At 62.9% G+C, this 19,043-nt stretch carries 14 protein-coding genes and 1 pseudogene; 9 read left to right on the top strand and 6 right to left on the bottom strand.

What is annotated here, in order from left to right; genetic code table 11:
- Positions 1–457: 457 nt before the first annotated feature.
- Positions 458–739 (bottom strand): putative quinol monooxygenase, encoded by a 282-nt coding sequence (locus OO12_RS24740; protein ID WP_052216248.1) that lies wholly within the window; start codon positions 737–739, stop codon positions 458–460.
- Positions 740–945: 206 nt separating this feature from the next.
- On the opposite strand from OO12_RS24740, the gene OO12_RS24745 reads away from it, so the two are divergent.
- Both OO12_RS24745 and OO12_RS24750 read left to right on the top strand, forming a co-directional pair.
- Positions 946–2,367: a M20/M25/M40 family metallo-hydrolase gene (locus OO12_RS24745; protein WP_034161368.1), complete on the top strand. Its 1,422-nt coding sequence runs from the start codon at positions 946–948 to the stop codon at positions 2,365–2,367.
- Positions 2,368–2,398: 31 nt separating this feature from the next.
- Complete coding sequence (locus OO12_RS24750; RefSeq protein WP_034161369.1) at positions 2,399–2,770, top strand: nuclear transport factor 2 family protein; 372 nt, start codon at positions 2,399–2,401, stop codon at positions 2,768–2,770.
- Between the two features lie 142 nt (positions 2,771–2,912).
- Here OO12_RS24750 and OO12_RS24755 read toward each other — a convergent pair whose 3' ends face one another.
- Entirely contained in the window at positions 2,913–4,148 is a 1,236-nt protein-coding gene (locus OO12_RS24755; protein ID WP_034161370.1) for a tetracycline resistance MFS efflux pump, read from the bottom strand.
- A 322-nt stretch (positions 4,149–4,470) separates the two neighbouring features.
- Here OO12_RS24755 and OO12_RS24760 point away from each other — a divergent pair, with 322 nt between their 5' ends.
- The 5 genes and pseudogenes from OO12_RS24760 to OO12_RS29475 all read left to right on the top strand — a co-directional run.
- Positions 4,471–5,691 (top strand): acyl-CoA dehydrogenase family protein, encoded by a 1,221-nt coding sequence (locus OO12_RS24760; protein ID WP_034161371.1) that lies wholly within the window; start codon positions 4,471–4,473, stop codon positions 5,689–5,691.
- Positions 5,692–5,823: 132 nt separating this feature from the next.
- The gene (locus tag OO12_RS24765; protein ID WP_034161372.1) at positions 5,824–6,891 is read left to right on the top strand and encodes an acyl-CoA dehydrogenase family protein; all 1,068 of its coding nucleotides are present in this window, start codon (positions 5,824–5,826) and stop codon (positions 6,889–6,891) included.
- Between the two features lie 226 nt (positions 6,892–7,117).
- Positions 7,118–9,877 (top strand): TonB-dependent receptor, encoded by a 2,760-nt coding sequence (locus OO12_RS24770; RefSeq protein WP_034161373.1) that lies wholly within the window; start codon positions 7,118–7,120, stop codon positions 9,875–9,877.
- Positions 9,878–9,987: 110 nt separating this feature from the next.
- Entirely contained in the window at positions 9,988–11,295 is a 1,308-nt protein-coding gene (locus tag OO12_RS24775) for a spinster family MFS transporter (RefSeq protein WP_034161374.1), read from the top strand.
- Positions 11,247–11,430: pseudogene (locus tag OO12_RS29475) on the top strand (hypothetical protein); the annotation flags it as partial. The gene OO12_RS24775 and the pseudogene OO12_RS29475, both read left to right, overlap by 49 nt.
- A gap of 123 nt (positions 11,431–11,553) precedes the next feature.
- Here OO12_RS29475 and OO12_RS28355 read toward each other — a convergent pair.
- On the bottom strand, positions 11,554–12,285 hold the full coding sequence (locus tag OO12_RS28355; RefSeq protein ID WP_152616647.1) for a hypothetical protein: 732 nt from the start codon (positions 12,283–12,285) through the stop codon (positions 11,554–11,556).
- A gap of 307 nt (positions 12,286–12,592) precedes the next feature.
- Between OO12_RS28355 and rnr the strand changes: the two genes are divergently transcribed.
- Together rnr and OO12_RS24790 are read left to right on the top strand one after the other, a co-directional pair.
- On the top strand, positions 12,593–14,818 hold the full coding sequence (rnr, locus tag OO12_RS24785; RefSeq protein WP_034161414.1) for a ribonuclease R: 2,226 nt from the start codon (positions 12,593–12,595) through the stop codon (positions 14,816–14,818).
- Positions 14,815–15,120 (top strand): hypothetical protein, encoded by a 306-nt coding sequence (locus tag OO12_RS24790; protein ID WP_034161376.1) that lies wholly within the window; start codon positions 14,815–14,817, stop codon positions 15,118–15,120. The genes rnr and OO12_RS24790 overlap by 4 nt, the downstream gene beginning before the upstream one ends.
- Positions 15,121–15,148: 28 nt before the next feature.
- Here OO12_RS24790 and OO12_RS24795 read toward each other — a convergent pair whose 3' ends face one another.
- The 3 genes from OO12_RS24795 to OO12_RS24805 all read right to left on the bottom strand — a co-directional run bounded on the left by OO12_RS24795 (position 15,149) and on the right by OO12_RS24805 (position 18,957).
- Entirely contained in the window at positions 15,149–16,318 is a 1,170-nt protein-coding gene (locus OO12_RS24795; protein WP_034161377.1) for a saccharopine dehydrogenase family protein, read from the bottom strand.
- Between the two features lie 459 nt (positions 16,319–16,777).
- On the bottom strand, positions 16,778–17,089 hold the full coding sequence (locus OO12_RS24800; protein ID WP_152616648.1) for a hypothetical protein: 312 nt from the start codon (positions 17,087–17,089) through the stop codon (positions 16,778–16,780).
- A 65-nt stretch (positions 17,090–17,154) separates the two neighbouring features.
- On the bottom strand, positions 17,155–18,957 hold the full coding sequence (locus tag OO12_RS24805) for an ABC transporter transmembrane domain-containing protein (protein ID WP_034161379.1): 1,803 nt from the start codon (positions 18,955–18,957) through the stop codon (positions 17,155–17,157).
- Between the last annotated feature and the right edge of the window lie 86 nt (positions 18,958–19,043).

Genomic DNA, 19,043 nt, shown 5'->3' on the forward strand with positions numbered 1-19,043 from the left:
ACAATAAGGTGTAACATATCCTCCGGACCATCCCCCTCGACCCTCCCGCATTCCCCTTGAGTGGATCGATTCACATCGCGCCCGAACCCGTCATACCGGCGCTCGTTTGCCCGCGTTTTTTCACATCCCGGATAAGGCGTGTGCGACGAAACAATTGCACGCCGCAGACCCGCAAATCAGACAGCCCCGAATTGAAGCGATCATGACTCCACCGCCCGACATTTCCCGAAATTCCCGTTTGCGTGCCGCGAAATTCCCGCGCGGTTCCAACAAAATTCCCGCAGGATTTCCCGTAAATTCCCGTAGCGCGCGGAAAAAAGCACTTTCCCGTGGCAATTCCCGTCGTAACGGGAATATCGCGCGCCGCAGCCCGATGTTTCCGGTCGGCTCCCGCCGCTTCTTGCTGGTTGAAGAGGGGTGCGGCTGCTTTCCGGCAGGGGGCGGGGTACGAAGTCGATTAGAACGGGCTTTCCGCCTGCTCGGTGTGGAACAGGCTGACATGGGTTTCGCGCCGGCTGACGTCCGGCGGATTGGCGATCTTGCGCCAGGCGTCGAGCGAGGCCTGGTCCGCCCAGCGCTCGAAGACGTTGATCCGCTCCGGATCGATCGCATCGGCGCTTATCGCAAGGTCCAGGCAGCCATGATGGATACGCGCCCGCGCCACCATCGGCGCATGCGCCGCAACGGCATTGTCGCGCGCCTCGGCGGCGGTGCGAGTATAACCGGCGATGATGATCATGATCTTCTCCCGTTGCCCCGTGCAGCAACGGTGTCATTGTTAGTTATCTTTTATAACTATGCAACAACGACTCGTTGCATGATGAAATATTTGCCGGCGTCGGCGGCATTCCGGCTTGTCGCCGGCACCGCTCTTCGCCAGACTGCGACAGCGCTGACAGACTTACCTCCCCGGCAGCGCTTACCAGCCCGAAAGGACCGCTTCGCATGAAGGCTCGCAGCCATTTCGCGTCGATCACGCTTGCCGCATTGCTCACCACCAGCGCGATGCCGGCTCAAGCCGCACCGTCCGATCCGCGCGCGGGTGAGCCAGCTTTCCGGGCGTTGTACAAGGAACTGGTCGAGACGGATTCGAGCTGGCCGGACGGTAGCTGCACCTTGGCGGCGGAGCGCATGGGCGCGCGGCTCAAGGCCGCCGGCTACCCGGCCGGGGATGTGACCGTGATCGTCGATCCGGCCCATCCGAAGGAGGGCAATCTCTCCGCCATCCTGCGCGGCAGCAATGCCAAGCTGCCCGCGCTGCTGCTGCTTGCGCATATCGACGTGGTTGCCGCGAAGCGTGCCGACTGGACTCGCGACCCGTTCGTCATGGTCGAGGAAAATGGCTATTTCTATGGGCGCGGTACGTCGGACGACAAGGCGATGGCGGCTGCCTTTACCGATGCCCTGGTCCGGTTCCGGGCGGAAGGGTATAAGCCCAAGCGCACGATCAAGCTCGCGCTGACTTGCGGTGAAGAGACCGAGAAGGCGCTGAACGGCGTCGAATATCTGCTCAAGAACAAGCCCGAGGCGCTGGCCGCGGGATGGGCGCTGAACGAAGGCGGCGGCGGTTCGCTGGATGACGCTGGCAAGCCGGTCAGCAACGGTGTCCAGGCGGGCGAGAAAGTCTATCAGGACTTCACCTTCGCCGCGACCGCGCCGGGTGGGCACAGCTCGCGCCAGGCGCCGCATTTCAATGCAATCGGCTGGATGGCGGAGGCGCTCGCCCGGGTGAATGCCTATGATTTCCCGGTTAACCTGACCCCGGCCGCCAAGGCCTATTTCGGTGCATCGGCACCGCTCTATCCCGCCCAGACCCAGGCAATGGCTGCGATCGGTACGGGCAAGGCGAGCGAGGCGGATTATGCTGCGGTGTCGGCGGCGAATCCGAGCTGGAATGCGACACTGCGCACCACCTGCATCCCGACGATGATCTCGGGCGGCCATGCGACCAATGCGCAGCCGCAATCGGTGAGCGCGAACGTCAATTGCCGCATCATCCCGGGCGAAGGCGCCGAAACGATCCTCGCCAAGCTCGCGGCGCTTGGCGGCGACAAGGTCAAGGTCAGCTTTGCCGACCCGCCCCAGGCCGGATCGCCCGCGCCGCCGCTGACGCCACAGATCATGGGGCCGATCGAAGCGATCTCGAAGGATATGTGGCCGGGCGTACCGGTGATTCCGCGCCTCGCCACCGGCGCGACCGACGGGCGTTTCACCAATGCCGCCGGCATCCCGACCTATGGCGTGTCGGGCATGTTCTCCGATCCCGACGGGCAGGGCGTGCACGGCCTTAACGAGCGCATCAGGGTCAAGTCGCTGATGGACGGACGGGCGTTCCTCTACCGGCTGGTGAAGGCATATACGGAGTAGGAGCCGGGCTTCATATCGGTGGGAGGCATGAGTGACTAATCCGTCGAACTTTGCGGCAGAATGGTGCGAGGCCTGGAACGCGCATGACCTTGAGCGTGTCCTCGCCCATTTTCACGACAATGTCGTGTTCTCCTCGCCTGTGGCCGCGGCAATCCTTCCCGAAACGCAAGGACAGGTCCGCGGTAAGGAAGCGCTGCGCGCCTATTGGTCGGAGGGGTTGCGACGCATTCCTGACCTGCATTTCACGGTCGAACAGGTCTTTGCCGGCATCGACACGGTCGTGATCCAGTATCGCAACCAGAAGGGCGTGTCGGTCAGCGAGGTGCTGATCTTCGATGGCGACAAGGTCAGGAGCGGGTACGGCACCTATCCCGTCGGCGTGGAGAATCCCGCGGGAGCCTGATCCTCCGCCCTCCGTTCGTTTCGAGCGAAGTCGAGAAACCTTGCGCAGCCTTTGTGACTTGTTTCTCGACTTCGCTCGAAACGAACGGAGGGGGAGCGATACTGGCGTTCAGATGAGCCTGAGGCCCCGTAACGCTCGAAGTTCAGGCGTCCATCGGTGCCGTGGGCGGCTCTGCCGGCGGTGCCACCTGGTCGAGCACTTTCCACGCGATCGTGCCGAGCGCCGTCAACGCCAGCACGCTGGCGACCAGGAACGCGGCACCGGGAAAGCCGCGATCGACCCCGGTCGCCAGCGCCTGGGTGAGCAGCAACGGCCCGACGATCTGCGACACGCTGCCCATGCTGCCGATCCCGCCCTGCAATGCGCCCTGGCGCGTCGCATCGACCATGCGCGAGAGCAGGCCGTTCATTGCCGGGAAGACCAGCCCCGAAAAGGCGCTGAGCAGGAACAGGGCATAGGCCTGCCAGCTCGCGGTGATGAAGGCGAAGATCAGGAAGGTCAGCCCACCGCTGGCCAGCCCGATCATGACCGCGCGGCGTTCGCCGATCCGCGCGATGATCCGGCCCGACAGCCCGGCCTGGAAGATCACGCTGATCAGCCCGACAAAGGCGAGGCTCCAGCCGATTTCGGCCGGGCTCCAGCCGAAGCGGATCGCCGCCCAGAACGCCCAGGTCGCGGGGTAGACCATGTGCGCGAGCTGCCAGAAGAACCAGGCGAGCAGCAGCGGCGCGGCGTTGCCGGCGGCGAACAGCGGGCGGAACGCGCCGACGATATGCGCGTCGCGCAAGTGGAAGGGGCGGCGATTTTCCGGCGCCAGCGTCTCGGGCATGGCGACGATCATCGCCGTCGCGTTGAGCAGCGCCAATACTGCGGCGGCAACGAAGGGCGCGCGCGGTCCGAAATCGGCGAGCAGTCCGCCGATCGCCGGGCCGATGATGAAACCGACACCAAAGGCCGCGCCGATGAACCCGAACACGCCCGCACGCTTTTCGGGCGGCGTGACGTCGGCCAGCACCGAGCTTGCCGGGCCGTATACCGCACCCGCAATTCCCGCGATCGCCCGGCCGAGGAATAGCCAGGCGAGCGTGGGCGCGATCGCCATCAGTGCATAATCGGCGGCAAAAGCGAGCATCGACGCGATCAGCACGACCCGCCGCCCGAACCGGTCGCTGAGATTGCCGAGCACCGGTCCGGCGAAGAATTGCGTGAAGGCGAACACGACCAGCATATAGCCGGCGATCCGCGTCGCCTGTTCCAGGTCGACATGGCCGAGATGCGTGATCAGTTCGGGAAAGACCGGCATGATGATGCCGAAGCCGATCGTATCGACCAGCACCGCGGCAAGGACGATTGGTACGGCGCGGTGTTCGAATCGCATGGTTTGCTCCCCTGCGCGGCTTCTAGCGGGTGAGCAGGGCGGTCACAAAGGGGGAGATGCGGCTGGGCTTTGGCCTGAGAAGGATCGGGTAGGAAGGCCGGCGCAACGAAACGGGGCGGTAGTTCGGGACCATGTCTCTACCGGACCCCGGCCTGCGCCGGGGGAAGCGTCTTTTTCTGGTCTGGCGAAGCGGAGTCAAGCGGGCCCCGGAGGACGGAGTTCCTGATCATCCGGGCCTCAACCTCCCTTCCACTCCCCGCCAATCTGTGCCACACCACCGACCATACCCGATATTCAGATTCGGTCCCAAAGGAGAGGATTTATGGCTACCGCCGCCGAACTCGACGTTTCCGTCAACCCGCTCGACGCCTTTCGCACCGATGTACGCGACTGGCTTGCCACGAACTTTCCGCCCTCGTTGAAAGGCAAGGACAATAGCTTGTCCGCGATCGAGGGGCCGGCCGAGTTGTCGGCCGATGAGGTGGCGTGGAAAAAGGCCATGGGCGACAAGGGTTGGGGCGTACCCACCTGGCCGGCGCAATATGGTGGCGGCGGTCTCGACCGGGCGCAGGCCCGTGTGCTGCAGGAGGAAATGGGTCGCATCGGCGCATCGAACCCGATCGGCGGCATGGGCGTGATGATGTTCGGCCCGACCCTGCTCGAATATGGCAGTGAAGCGCAGAAGAACGAGCATATCCCGGCGATCGCCAAAGCCGAGGTGCGCTGGTGCCAGGGCTATTCCGAACCGGGTGCCGGCTCCGATCTTGCGTCGCTGCAGATGTTCGCCGAGGACAAGGGTGACCATTATCTCGTCAACGGGCAGAAGACCTGGACGAGCGGCGGCCAATGGGCAGACAAATGCTTTGCGCTGGTGCGCACCGACAAATCGAAAAAGCATGAAGGGATCAGCTTCCTGCTGATCGACATGACCAGCCCAGGGGTCGAGGTGAAGCCGATCCGGCTGATTTCGGGCTCATCGCCCTTCTGCGAGACCTTCTTCAGCGATGTGAAGGTGCCCAAGGAGAATCTCGTCGGGCAAGAAGGCGAAGGCTGGACGATCGGCAAGCGCCTGCTCCAGCACGAGCGGCAGAATCTGTCGGGCGGCGGCTCGGCGGTCGGACGCATGTTCGCGGGGAAGGCGGTCAGCGCGCTGGCCAAGGAATATCGCGGTACCGACGAACAGGGCCGGGTCAATGACAGCGATCTGCGCATGCGCATCGTGCGTCACGAAATGGACAGCCGCGCCTTCATGTTGACCTTGCGCCGCGCCGCGCTGGAATCGAAGTCCAATCAGGGCCCGTCGGCGGCGACCTCGATCATGAAGAATGTCGGCGCGCGCATCACACAGGATCGCGCCGAATTGTCGATCGAGATCATGGGCATGAACGGCCTGGGCTGGGAAGGCGAGGGCTTCTCCGCAGACGAACTGACCCAGACCCGGACATGGCTCTTCGGCAAGGCGGTCTCGATCTATGGCGGGTCGAGCGAGATCCAGAACAACGTCATCGCCAAGCGCATCCTGGGGATGCTCGATCACCAATAGGAGCGCGTCGCCCCGGAACTGTTCCGGAACCACTGCGCGGCGTGCGTGGAGCGTGAGGCTCCGGCGACGCCCTCGCGGATGAGTGGATGCCGGAACACATCTGGCGTGACGAACTGAACGAGGAATATGACAATGGCCGTACTCAACGACGAACAGACGATGTTGCGCGACATGGCGCGCGAATGGGCTGACAATGAAGCGCCCGTCACGGCGTTCCGCAAGATGCGCGACGCCGCGCCGGCGGAGGCTTTCGATGCCGATAGCTGGGCCGCGATGGGCCAGATGGGCTGGGCTGGGGTGATCATCCCTGAGGAATTTGGCGGATCCGCATTTGGTTATCTGTCGCTTGGCCTAGTGCTCGAGCAGCTCGGGCGCAACCTGACGGCGTCGCCGCTCGCCGCGACCGCCGCCGCATCGACCGCGATCGCGCTTGGTGACAATGAGGCCGCCAAGGCCGAATGGCTGCCGAAGATCGCTGCCGGCGAGGTCGTCGCGACCCTCGCGATCGACGAGGGCCCGGTGCACGATCCGGCGAAGATCGCCACCGCCGTCTCGGGCGGTGCATTGACCGGTACCAAGCAATTCGTCGCGGAAGGCGATAGCGCGCAACTGTTCGTCGTCGCGGCGGCCGACGGCCTCTATCTCGTCTCGGACGATGCGGGCGTGACACGCTCGCCGCGCCACATGGCGGATGCGCGCAGCCATGCGCAGGTCGCCTTTGCCGAGGCGAAAGCGCAGAAGCTCGGCGGGACCGACCTGACCGCCCGGGTGGTCGATCGTGCGACGGCCGCGCTGTGCGCGGAGATGCTCGGCATGGCCGAGCAGGCCTTTGCGGTGACCAATGACTATCTCAAGGTTCGCGTCCAGTTCGGCCAGCCGCTCGCCACGTTCCAGGCGCTGCAGCACCGCATGGCCAAGATGTTCACTGAGCTCGAACTGGCGCGTTCGGCGGTCGAGGGTGCGCTCGAGGCGATCGATGCCGGGCGCTCCGATGTCGATCAGGCCGTCAGCCTGGCCAAGGCGGTGATGGGCGACACGCTTCACCTCGTCAGCCGCGAGATGGTCCAGCTCCATGGCGGCATCGGCATGACCGACGAACATGATGCCGGCTTCTATCTCAAGCGCGCTTATGTGCTGGAAACGATGTGGGGCAATGCCGCCTATCATCGCGAGCGTTTCGCACAGCTCAACGGGTACTGACTCTGGCCGGGGCGGCGGTTTGTCGCCCCGATTTAACCCGGTTTTCGATAAATTCGAATACACGTTCTGGCCGACCCGGATGTTTCTGCCGGTATGACTTTTTGGCAACAGGCCCTGGCAAGAGGGTAAGTTGGTGCCGGTTCTGCTTGACGTAACGGAAGTCTCTCTATCTATTCGAGTGTGGGGTACGGAACCGATCAGCGTTTCGGCCTAACGGGAGATAGAGATGCTCAAGAAGCAATATATGTCGGCGTGCGCCGTTGCGGTCCTGGCTCTGGGACTGGCGACGCCGGCATTGGCGCAGGAAGCGCCCGCCGCGGCAGAGGCCACCACCCAGGACAGCCAACCCGATAATTCCAGGGACGATATCGTCGTGACCGCCCAGGGCCGTGCCCAGGCGCTGGCCGATGTGCCGCTCGCCGTGTCCGCGATCAATGCGAGCAGCCTCGAGCGCTCGGGCGCCAGCGATATTCGCCAGCTCGCGCAAATCGCACCGTCGTTGCAGGTTTCCTCGACCGGCAACGAGGCAAACGGCTCCGCCCGGCTTCGCGGTATCGGTACGGTTGGTGACAATCCCGGGCTCGAAAGCTCGGTCGCGGTGTTCGTCGATGGCGTCTATCGCTCGCGGTCGGGCATTGGTCTGAATGAACTCGGGGATATCGAGCGCGTCGAAGTGCTGCGCGGCCCGCAGGGCACATTGTTCGGCCGCAACGCATCGGCGGGCATCATCAGCATCGTCAGCAAATCGCCTTCCTTTACCTTCGGTGCGGGTGGCGATGTCTCCTATGGCAATTACGATTACTGGCGTGTCGCCGGCAATGTGAACGTGCCGCTGAGTGAAACGGTCGCCGCGCGCGTCGACGGCGTTTATGTGTCGCGCGACGGTTTCTACAAGGACGTGACCAATGGCGGCACGGTCAATGACCGCAACCGCTATTTCCTGCGCGGCCAATTGCTGTTCCAGCCGTCGAGCGACCTGACGGTCCGCCTGATCGGCGACTATACCAAGCGGAACGAGGCGTGCTGCGCGGCGGTCTATATCGACCAGACGGTCGCGCCGGCCAATCGCAACCTGCTGACGACGCAGAACCCGATCATTCCGATTCTGACCGCGCTGGGCCAGCCGACCGCGGCGTTCAGCGACCCCTATTCACGCAACATCTATGTCACCCCGGGCCGCAGCTATGACGGCAAGACGCAGGATTGGGGTGTTTCGGCCCAGGTCGATTATGATTTCGGCGGCGCCTCGCTGACCTCGATCACCGCCTATCGCGGCTATTATAATTATCAGGCGTCGGACACCGACTATAGCAAGGTCGACATCCTGTATCGCGCGCCCGGTCCCGATGCCGGCCGGCGCCAGTTCAAGACTTTCTCGCAGGAACTTCGCCTGCAAGGCGAGGCGTTCGGCGGCAAGCTCGACTGGCTGGTCGGCGGCTTCTTCGCCAATGAGGATCTCGGCGTTCGCGACAATCTGAAGTTCGGGTCGCAATATGGCCGCTTCGCCGCGTGCCGCATCCTGGTCAGCACGCCCTTGGCGCCCTTTGCCAGCCCGTCCTCCGCTGGATGCCTCAGCGCCGGCGGCCGTGGTGCGCTGCTTGGGGCCAATGGTGGTGCCGGTCAATTCGGTGCGGCCACGCCCGCGATCATCGCCGGGTTCGATCGGCTGGATTCGGTGGTCAATGTCGGTGACACGCGATCGACCTATGACCAGAACAGCAAGAATTTCGCTTTCTTCACGCACAACATCTTCGAGATCACCGATGGGCTGAAGCTGACCATCGGTCTACGCTACACCCATGAGACCAAGAAGCTCGATGCCCGGTTCGGCAACAACAACACCTTCTGCCCGGCGCAGCAGGCCGCATTGTCGCCGTTCCTTGCCAATGCCGGGCTTGCCGCGATTGCCGGCGGCCTGATCAACCTGACGTGCCAGGGCAATTCGACGTCCGAACTGAACGGCGTGTCGATCAACGACAAGCGTTCCGACAGCGAACTGACCGGCACAGGCATCCTGTCCTACAAGGTCACGCCGGACTTGCTGCTCTATGGCAGCTATTCGCGCGGCTATAAGGCGGGCGGCTTTAACCTCGACCGGTCGGCGCTGAAAGGGCCGATCCCGGCCTTCGCGACTGCCACGCTGACGGCACAGCAGGGTGCCCAGGCCTTGGTCCGCAACCTGCAATTCGACCAGGAAATCAACAACGCCCTGGAAATCGGCGCCAAATATTCGACGCCGGGTTTCAGCATGAACATCGCGGCGTTCCGCCAGAAATTCAGCAATTTCCAGCTCAACACGTTCAACGGTTCGGTCTTCCTGGTACAGAACGTCAATAGCTGCGCCACCGACCTGGCGGGCGGTGATCGCGACACCAGCCCCACCACCGGATCCTGCAAGAAGGGCGATGTCCGCGCCGGCGTGATCTCGCAGGGTGTCGAGCTTGAAGCCGTGATCGTGCCGATCCGCGAATTCTCGGTCTCGGCCGGCATCACTTATGCCCAGACCAAGTTCCGCAAGAACCTGATCGGCACATCGAACGGTGCGCCGCTCGATCCCGCGCTGCGTCTGTTGCCGGGCGACAATTTGTCCAATGCTCCGGAAATCGTCGCGACGACGGCGGTGACCTGGACTCCCAAACTGGGTGGCAGTGGCCTGTCGGGCCTGTTCTATGTCGATGGACGCCTGTCGAGCGACTATAACAGCGGCTCGGATCTGTTCCCGCAAAAGGAACAGGACAGCTTTTTCGTTATGAATGCGCGGATCGGCTTGCGTGGGCCCAACCAGAGATGGGGCATCGAGTTCTGGGGCCAGAATATCCTCAACGCGAAGTATACGCAGGTCGCGTTCAGTTCGCCGTTCCAGGCCGACGGCCCCGGGCCGGCCGGGGTGTTCCCGGCTACGAGCTATCCCGGCGCGACGCAGATCTTCTCCGCCTTCCTCGCTGAACCGCGGACCTATGGCATCACGCTGCGCGGTAAATTCTGATCGCGTGACTGACTCGCCCATATCGATCCGGGGCATGTAACGTCCCGCCCGCTGTCCGGTTTTCCGGGCGGCGGGCTTGTTTTCCGATCTCCAGCGTAACCGGAGCTTTCATGTCCTTATCCGCCGCGAGCCGCCCCGAGCTCGACGACACATTGGCGATCCGCCGCCGCACGCTGACGCTTGGCCTGCTCACGTTGACGTATTTCTTCAGCTATATGGACCGGCAGATCCTCGCCATCCTTGTCGAGCTGATCAAGGCCGACCTAAAGCTTTCCGATACGCAGATGGGCATGCTCGGCGGTTTAGCTTTTGCGCTATTTTACGCCATCCTCGGCATTCCCGTTGCGCGACTGGCCGATCGAGCCAATCGTCGCAACATTATTGCCGTGTCGCTTGCCTTATGGAGCGTAATGACTGCGCTGTGCGGACTTGCGCAGAACTTCGTCCAGCTGTTGCTTGCGAGGATCGGGGTTGGGGTCGGCGAGGCGGGGTCGAGCCCGCCAAGCCATTCAATCATTGCTGATCTCTATCCCGTCGAGAAGCGTGCCAGTGCAATGGCGATCTATTCGCTCGGTGTCGTACTGGGCGGTGGTTTCGGCACGATGATCGGCGGCTGGCTGGCGAGCCAATATGGCTGGCGCGTTGCGATCATCGCTATTGGTGTTCCCGGAATCCTGCTGGCGGTGCTCGTTCGCCTGTTCGTGGTCGAGCCGAAGCGTGGACTGTCGGATGCGGCTCGGGTCGCGGACAGCAGCCGAATGCCGAGTATATGGTCGGCCTTTGCGGATATGTGGCGCAATGCCGCGGCACGGCACTTGGTGCTGGCGGTGACGCTGACCTCCATGATCGGTTATGCAACGAGCTATTGGGGACCAAGTTATCTGCAGCGGTCGCTCGGTTTCTCGGTCGGGCAGGTGGCGCTGATCGTGGCGCCGATCGCCGCGATCATCGGTACGGTGTCCGGGGTCGGTGGTGGCCGCGTCGCCGATTGGGCAGCAAAGCGCTGGGGCATTCATGCGCAGAGCTGGATGGTCGGTCTGCTTAAATGCGCGGCGCTGCCGTTCACCATATTGTTCTTCACCACCGACGTCCCTGCGGTCGCGATTACCGCTTATGTGTTCAACATGCTGTTCGCCAACAGTTATCTCGGCCCAACCTTTGCCATGCTGCAGGGGCTGGCGCCCCTGCGGACGCGGGCGATGTGGGCGGCGATCACCTTGCTGGTTATCAATCTGGTCGGCCTTGGACTCGGGCCGACGATGATCGGCGTCCTGAGCGATGCGTTGACGCCGCTGGTCGGCAAGGAGGAATCGCTGCGATGGGCGCTGGTTGTTGCCGTTTCGGCGACGCCCTGGGCGATCTTCCATTACTGGCGCGCGGGGGTGATGCTGAAGCGGCAGCAGGAAATGGCGGCGTAGCGCGCGCCAGCCTCTATCTCTGGGCAAAGCCTAAACCAGCCCCCGGCCTGCCAACGCGCGAGCAGATTCTCGATTTCATCGCCACCTCCAACACGCTGGCGGGCAAGCGTGAGATCGCCAAGGCGTTCGGGCAGACCTCGCTGCATCGCCTGCCGCCCGAACTGCTGCGCCGCCTGTCGCCGGAGGATCGCGACATGCTCGCCGGGATCGCGCGGTTCACCGACACGCCGAATTTTGAGGCTCTAAGCGAACCAAAGATCATAGCGCTTTTTGGACAATAAACTTTTGCGTAAATCCTTCTGGTGTAGGGGTAATACTAAAAATTGGCCCTTTGCTCCCATCGATTGAGTCGACCGATATCTTCGCCCCCAGGATATAAAAATGTTTCCCAATCATATCCGGAGATATTGTTATTAATTCAGATCTAACCCAGCGATCAGAACGATTTTTCGAAGAATTTGAAATTATGTAGTTATATTTATCTTTGCTTTTGCTGTTGAATTGAAAATTGATTTGTAGGTAATTATCAATCCCATTGGCTTGTACAGTTTTATAACCAAAAGGCACGATTGGTTTAGGAGATCTATTAGTCCAGCCTGAAATCATAAAAAAACTGTGAGAGAATATGTGATAAAGGCCTTCAAATTTTCCGTCCGCATCGTTGTCTACAAAACAGTAAAAGCTATCATGCCCTTCAGGGCGTACCATCTCGCATGCGGTGTAAGGTGACTTTGCTATCTCGACCAAAATTGTGCCCGACGGAATAAGGTTTCGCCGTTCAACGTACGTTGAGTCTATTGTGATTGCCGGGTATTTGGGCGCAAAGCGAGCGATTGGGAAAAAAAATGCAGATTCGTCAAAGTTGACCGATTTTTGTGCGGCAACTCCTGAAACTGAAATCCATTCCGGTGAATAGTCTCTAACAGGAGCCCAGCCCATTATCAAAAATACCGCTGCGATGTACATCGGAGACTTGTACAATTTGCGCATTATTATAACTCTTCAGTGTTAATATGGCATCGTGCGCAAATATATCTAAACGGGGTGTATAAATCGAGGAAAAAGTTGATGGCAAATATACCAAGCTCAGCGGGCGTGGCGACTTGTTGCCCGGTTTTTTACCGCTAAGGTCGTGCGCGGGTATCACAAAGCTGGTTCGGACAAACCAAAGAACATTCTATTATGGCGACGATTGTGCTGATGACGAAAGGAAGAGTTGTGGTGGTTCGTCGTCCGCGTCCTGCGCAATGAATTCACCTCCCTTCCAGCCCCGCCCGAAACCGCCTATCCCCCGTCAATGCCTAAACCAGCCCCCGGCCTGCCGACGCGCGAGCAGATTCTTGATTTCATCGCCACCTCCAGCACGCCGGCGGGCAAGCGCGAGATCGCCAAGGCGTTCGGGTTGACCGCGCAGCAGAAGATCATACTCAAGGCGATGTTGAAGGACATGGCCGATGAAGGGCTGATCGACAGCGCGCCGGGCCGCGCGTTCCACAAGATGGGCGGGGTGCCCAAGGTGACCGTGCTGCGCATCGTCGATGCCGATGATGGTGGCAATGTCTGGGCCGTGCCGGAGAATTGGCACGCCGAGACGCCCGCACCGCGGCTGCGCGTGCGCGAACGCAAGCGCGGCGCGCTGGGGGTGGGCGACCGCATCCTCGCCCGCACCGAAGAGGCCGGCAATGGCTGGATCGCGCATCCGATGAAGGCGCTCGCCCGGGGCGAGGAACTGATCCTCGGGGTGCTGCGGCAGGAGGGGAGCAAGCTCTGGTTGCAGGGCGTCGAGAAGAAGGAACGGCGCGAATTCCAGGTCTCCGACGCCGGTGAGGGCAAGCCCGGCGACCTGGTGCTGGCGGAAAAGGCTGGACGCCCGCCGCGCATCACGGCGCGCGTCACCGAAGTGCTGGGCGATCCCTTCGCCCCGCGCAGCTTCTCGCTGATCGCGATCCATAAGCTGGGCATTCCGACGGTCTTCTCGCCCGAGACGATCGAGGGTGCGGAGAAAATCGCCAAAACGCCGCTGGGCGAGGGTTTTGGAGAGAATGGGCGCGAGGATCTGCGCCATGTGCCGATCGTCGCGATCGACCCCGCCGATGCGCGCGATCATGACGATGCGGTCTGGGCCACGTCCGACGACGATCCGAAGAACGACGGCGGGTGGAAAGCGATCGTCGCGATCGCCGATGTGAGCTTCTATGTCCGGCCGGGATCGGATCTCGATCGCGAAGCGCGGCGGCGCGGCAATTCGGTCTATTTCCCCGACCGGGTCGTGCCGATGCTGCCGGAAATATTGTCGGCGGATGTGTGCTCGCTCAAGCAAGGCGCGGATCGGGCCGCGCTGGTCTGTCATATGCAGATCGGCAAGTCGGGCGAGCTGAAGTCGTGGCGTTTCACCCGCGCGGTGGTGCGGATCGCCGCCAATATCGCCTATGAAGATGCACAGGCGGCGATCGACGGCCAAATCGATCACCCGCTGACCGACACCGCATTGAAGCCGCTCTGGGCCTGCTGGCGCGCGCTTTACAAGGCGCGCGAGAAGCGCAGCCCGCTCGACCTCGACTTGCCCGAACGCCGCGTCGTGCTCGACGAGAAGGGGCGCATCATGTCGGTCGCGCCGCGCGAGCGGCTCGATGCGCACAAGTTGATCGAGGACTATATGATCGCTGCCAATGTCGCGGCGGCCAAGGCGCTCGAGGCGAAGAAGGCGCCGGTCATGTACCGCGTCCATGAAGAGCCGAGCCGCGAGAAGCTGGTCGCGCTGAAGGACTATCTCAAGACCTTCGGCGTCGAGTTCGCCCTTGGCCAGGTCGTGCGTCCGGCGACGTTCAATCATATCCTCGACAAGGTCGGCGAAGTCGATTTCCGCCAGCAGGTGATGGAGCAGGTGCTGCGCACTCAGACCCAGGCCTATTATGCGCCCGCCAATCACGGCCATTTCGGGCTCGCACTGGGCAGCTATGCACATTTCACCTCGCCGATCCGGCGCTATGCCGATCTGATCGTCCACCGCGCTTTGGTCAGCGCCTATAAGCTTGGCCCGGGTGGGCTGACCGAGGGCGAAGCGGCTGGCATGGAGCGGATCGGCGAAGGCATCTCCGCGCTCGAACGCCGCGCGATGGAGGCGGAGCGCGACACCATCGACCGCTATGTCGCGGCCTTCCTTGCCGAGCGCGTCGGGCAAGTGGTCGAGACGCGCATCACCGGTGTGACTAATTTCGGCTTCTTCGCGACGGTGGAGGGGATTGGCGGCGACGGCCTGATGCCGGTGCGCGATATCGGCGGTGAATATTTCCGCTTCGATGAAGCGGCCCGCAAACTGGTCGGCGAGCATAGCGGCACCGAATATGCCAGCGGCCAGCGCTTGCCGCTGCGGCTCGCCGAGGCCAATCCGGTTTCGGGCGCGCTGCGTTTCGAAATGGTCGACGGCAAGGGTGCGGCACCAGAGCGCGATGTGAAACCCGCGCGCGTGATCAAACGGCGCGGCCGGCCGGCGAACATCCGGCATCAGGGCCGCAAGCGGTGATCGTGCGCGATGGCCGGGTGGGCGTACGCGTGCGCGGCCGGACGGCGGAAATCTTCCTTGCGCGCCACGCGATCACGCCGGGCGATGCGATCGAGCATGTGCCGGAGCCGCGCGATCGCCGTGTCTTCGAACGGCTGCGGGCGAAGGGCATCGTGCGCGAGGCCGCGCCGGGACGATATTGGTTCAACATCCCCGCAGCGCTTGCCGACGCCGAGGCACTGAGCCGCCGCATGGTGCCGATCGCGGTCGGCGTCGCGCTGTTGGTCGTGGTCGCGGCAATCGCTCTCAATCTCGCCGCATAAACGCCTCTCCCGTCCAGCGAGGAGTCGACTACCCCGCCGTGAAGGTCAGGCCGGCGCGGTCGATCAGCCGCTTGCGCAGCGCGTCGCCCATCAGCGCGCCCGGCGTCCAGACGCCGCCGCCCTTGTCATTGCCGCTTGGCACATCATGCACCAGGCACAAGGCCGCTTCGGAGATCATCTTGCTGGTCGAACCGTAGCCGGGATCGCGATCACCGGTCACCACCGCGTCGATCCGCGTGCCGTCGGGCATCTCGCCGACGAACAGCACGTCGTAATAGCCGTTCTCGCGCTCTTCCTTCGACGGCCCTTCGCCGGGTTTCGGGGCCTTGTCGCCGGCGAGCGGATTGATCTTCGCGATCGCCTCCGCCGCGGCCCTGCCCATATCGCCCAGCCCCGGCGCGACCATCATCTCGTCATAGACGAAGTCCGCGCCATAGCTCTGACCAAGCAGGAAATTGGTGCGATGGACATTCTTGGTGTTGATCGGCGCCATGATGAACGGTGCGACCCATGACTCGATCGTGCGGTCATATTCGGGCAGCAGCCCCTTGGGCTGGCTCGGTCCGGTGAAACCGGGGGTCAGTGCGAACGGGTTGACCAGCAGGCCGAAGATCGACGGATCCTTCGCCGCCGCCGCAAGCGTCGCCTTCAGGCTGGCAACGGTGCCGCCCGATGCGCCGCCCTGCATTTTCCGCACGCGGCATTTCACGCGCGGCGCGGGCTTGCCGTATTTGGCCCTGGCCGCTTCCTGCAAGGTCAACACGCCGAGATCGAACGGGATCGAATCGAAACCGCAACTGAGCACGATCCGCGCGCCGCTGCGCTGCGCGGTTTCATGATGGGCGTCGATCATATGCCGCATCCAGGCCGGTTCGCCGCACAGATCGACATAGTCGGTGCCGGTCTCGGCGCAGGCGGCAACCAGCTCATTGCCGTAAAGCTGGTACGGGCCGACCGTGGTCAGCACGACCTGAGTCCGCTCGCACATCGCCTTCAGCGTCGCGGGGTCGTCGGAATTGGCGGCGATCAGCACCGTGTCGGCCGGCGCGCCGACCTCGTCGCGCACCTCCTGCAGCTTGGTCAGCGACCGGCCTGCCATCGCCCAGCGCGGCGTGTTGGTCTGGATGAGATATTCGACGACCAGGCGACCGGTGAAGCCGGTGGCACCGTAGACGATGATATCGAAGTCGCGGGCCATGTCACTCTCTCCAGGTTCGTCGCCCCGAACTGGCTCCGGGGGTCACCGCGTCAAAGACGATGCTGCATCTTGCTGCACGGTGGATGCCGGAACAAGTCCGCATGACGTTATTTGGAGGGATTCTTGGCCGGATAGACCGGCTTGCCACGCGGTGAGTCGTATCCGGTAAGGAGTAGGTTGCTGGCTGTTATTCCGGCATGATCTTTCGGCTGTTCAGTTGGATTCTGAACCTGATTCCGATATAATTTCAATGCTTGAGCTCAGGATACCGTTATTGCGTAACGGCCCGACATCAGTCAGCGATCTCGCTGTTCTGACCGGAGCAGCCAGTACAGAATCGGTCGGTATCTCCTGCCATGTGAAGAGCGGATCGGCGGCTCGAGCAATGTCTCGTTCGGACACATGTGGTCACGGCCCGTGCTGGCGTTGAATCGAGGGCATTGTTATCTTCGCTGCTCGTCAGGCGTACGCCTGATGGTCTATGATGCGGACGCCGTCTGACCGAGTAGCAAATTTGAGTTCGCCTATCTCTTTCAAGGCACTGATGGCGTTCTCTGCCTGACCATTCTGAATTCTGACCCACTCGATCGCGACAAGCTCGACCGGGCCGAACTCAAGCGTGTCGATGAAGGGATGCGGCGGATACAGGCCGACGCCCACTCGCGCCGGCTTTTCCTCTTCCGCGTCGACGAATTTGAACCAGACCTGTGTGATGCCGAACTCGGGGCGCTGCAGTACCGCGAAAACCTTCCGCCATTTCGTATCGGACATGAGCGATGCCGACATCGTGCGCCGTACATTCCGAAGGGTGCGCTCGCGTTCCTCGGTAAGGCTCCTCACGCCGCTTCGCTGAACTGCAAACTCGCCAGCCGGGCATAGAGCCCGTTCTGCCCGATCAGCCCGCTATGCGTGCCGCTCTCGACGATCTGTCCGTCGTTCATGACGATGATCCGCTTCGCCGCGCGGACCGTGGCCAGGCGATGGGCGATGACCAGCGTCGTGCGATCCTGCATCAGCCGTTCGAGCGCGTCCTGCACCAGCCGTTCGCTTTCGGCATCGAGCGCGCTGGTCGCCTCGTCGAGCAAGAGGATCGGTGCATCGCGCAGCAGAGCGCGGGCGATCGCCACGCGCTGGCGCTGCCCGCCCGACAGGCGTGCACCGCCTTCGCCCATGAATGTGTTGAGGCCCTCGGGCAGCTTGCGCAGGAATTCGGCGGCATTGGCGGCTTCGGCGGCGGCCCAGAGTTCGTCGTCGCCCGCTTCCCATTTGCCGTAACGCAGATTGTCGCGCGCCGATGCGCCGAAGATCACCGTTTCCTGCGGCACCATGGCGATCCGGCGGCGAACTTCCGCGGGGTCGGCCTGGGGCAGGGGGACCCCGTCCATGCGGATTTCGCCAGCGTCGGGATCGTAGAAGCGCTGGATCAACTGGAACAGGGTCGTCTTGCCCGCACCCGACGGGCCGACCACCGCGACCGTCTCGCCCGGCGCGATGGCCAGCGAGAAATCGGCCAGCGCCGATACCTCGCGGCGGGTGGGATAGTGGAAGCGGACATGATCGAACTCGATCGCGCCCCGCGCGGGCAAGGGCAGGGGCGTCGGGTTGGCCGGCGGCGCGATCTCGGGCCGCTCTGCCAGCAATTCACCGAGCCGTCCGGCCGCGCCGGCGCCGCGCAGCAGGTCGCCATAGACTTCGGTCAGCGCACCGAATGCGCCCGCGACGATGCCGCCGGTCAGGACGAACGCGGCGATCGATCCGCCGCTGATGCGCCCGGCGGCGACGTCGATCGCTCCCTCCCACAGCACCAGGGTGATCGAACCGAAGATCATGAAGATCACGATCGCGGTCATGACCGCGCGCAGGCCGATGCGCCGCCGTGCCGCCGCGAAGGTCGCGGCAACCGCATCGGCGAAACGCATCGCCTCGCGATCTTCCTGCCCGAAGGCCTGGACGATCTTCATCGCGCCAAGTGTCTCGGTGGCGATCGACCCGACATCGGCGACGCGATCCTGCGAGGCGCGCGACTGATTGCGGATGCGGCGGCCGAGCAGAGTCATCGGCAGGATGATCGCCGGGATGCCGAGCATCAGCAGTCCGGCCAATTTGGGAGAGATCGCGAACAGATAGATCAGGCCACCGATTCCGGTGAAGCTGTTGCGCAACGCGACCGAGACAGTGGTTCCGACCACTTGCTCGATTAACGTGGTGTCCGACGTCAGCCGTGACGCGATTTCCGACGGGCGATTCTCCTCGAAGAAGCGCGGCGTCAGGGTGAGGAGGTGGCGCTGAACCGCCGTGCGAATGTCCGCAACGACTCGTTCGCCGAGCCATGAGACATAATAGAAACGCAATGCCGTGGCGAAGGCGAGCACGACGACGATCATCAGCAGATAATGGAATGACGACGCGACCGCGTCGGTGTGACCGCCGGTGAAGCCGCGGTCGATCACGCGCTTGAAGCCGTAAGGAATGGCGATGGTCGCGGCGGATGTCGTGACCAGGGCAAAGCCCGCAATCGCGATCTGGCGCGGATAGCGCGAGGCATGGCGCCACACCATCGTCAGATCGCTCAGCCGCCGCTTCCCGGTCTCCTTCGCCGGAGGAGCGGTCGGGATGATTTGGGGGGCGGAGTCGGCCATCGCCAGCGCCTAGCAGGACCCGGTCCGTCTCTCAACGGGCCAGCGATATTAGCGACGGTATTGATTGCCAGTGCTGCACCGCACCA

It is taken from the genome of Sphingomonas sp. ERG5, assembly GCF_000803065.1.
Taxonomy (GTDB): domain Bacteria; phylum Pseudomonadota; class Alphaproteobacteria; order Sphingomonadales; family Sphingomonadaceae; genus Sphingomonas.

Bases quoted from the DNA above. Each gene is read 5' to 3' on its own strand.
- OO12_RS24745 (WP_034161368.1), top strand. From the start codon at position 946: ATGAAGGCTCGCAGCCATTTCGCGTCGATCACGCTTGCCGCATTGCTC.
- OO12_RS28355 (WP_152616647.1), bottom strand. From the start codon at position 12,285: ATGCGCAAATTGTACAAGTCTCCGATGTACATCGCAGCGGTATTTTTG.
- OO12_RS24740 (WP_052216248.1), bottom strand. From the start codon at position 739: ATGATCATCATCGCCGGTTATACTCGCACCGCCGCCGAGGCGCGCGAC.
- OO12_RS24800 (WP_152616648.1), bottom strand. From the start codon at position 17,089: ATGTCCGATACGAAATGGCGGAAGGTTTTCGCGGTACTGCAGCGCCCC.
- OO12_RS24770 (WP_034161373.1), top strand. From the start codon at position 7,118: ATGCTCAAGAAGCAATATATGTCGGCGTGCGCCGTTGCGGTCCTGGCT.
- OO12_RS24775 (WP_034161374.1), top strand. From the start codon at position 9,988: ATGTCCTTATCCGCCGCGAGCCGCCCCGAGCTCGACGACACATTGGCG.
- OO12_RS24795 (WP_034161377.1), bottom strand. From the start codon at position 16,318: ATGGCCCGCGACTTCGATATCATCGTCTACGGTGCCACCGGCTTCACC.
- rnr (WP_034161414.1), top strand. From the start codon at position 12,593: ATGCCTAAACCAGCCCCCGGCCTGCCGACGCGCGAGCAGATTCTTGAT.
- OO12_RS24765 (WP_034161372.1), top strand. From the start codon at position 5,824: ATGGCCGTACTCAACGACGAACAGACGATGTTGCGCGACATGGCGCGC.
- OO12_RS24755 (WP_034161370.1), bottom strand. From the start codon at position 4,148: ATGCGATTCGAACACCGCGCCGTACCAATCGTCCTTGCCGCGGTGCTG.
- OO12_RS24805 (WP_034161379.1), bottom strand. From the start codon at position 18,957: ATGGCCGACTCCGCCCCCCAAATCATCCCGACCGCTCCTCCGGCGAAG.
- OO12_RS24760 (WP_034161371.1), top strand. From the start codon at position 4,471: ATGGCTACCGCCGCCGAACTCGACGTTTCCGTCAACCCGCTCGACGCC.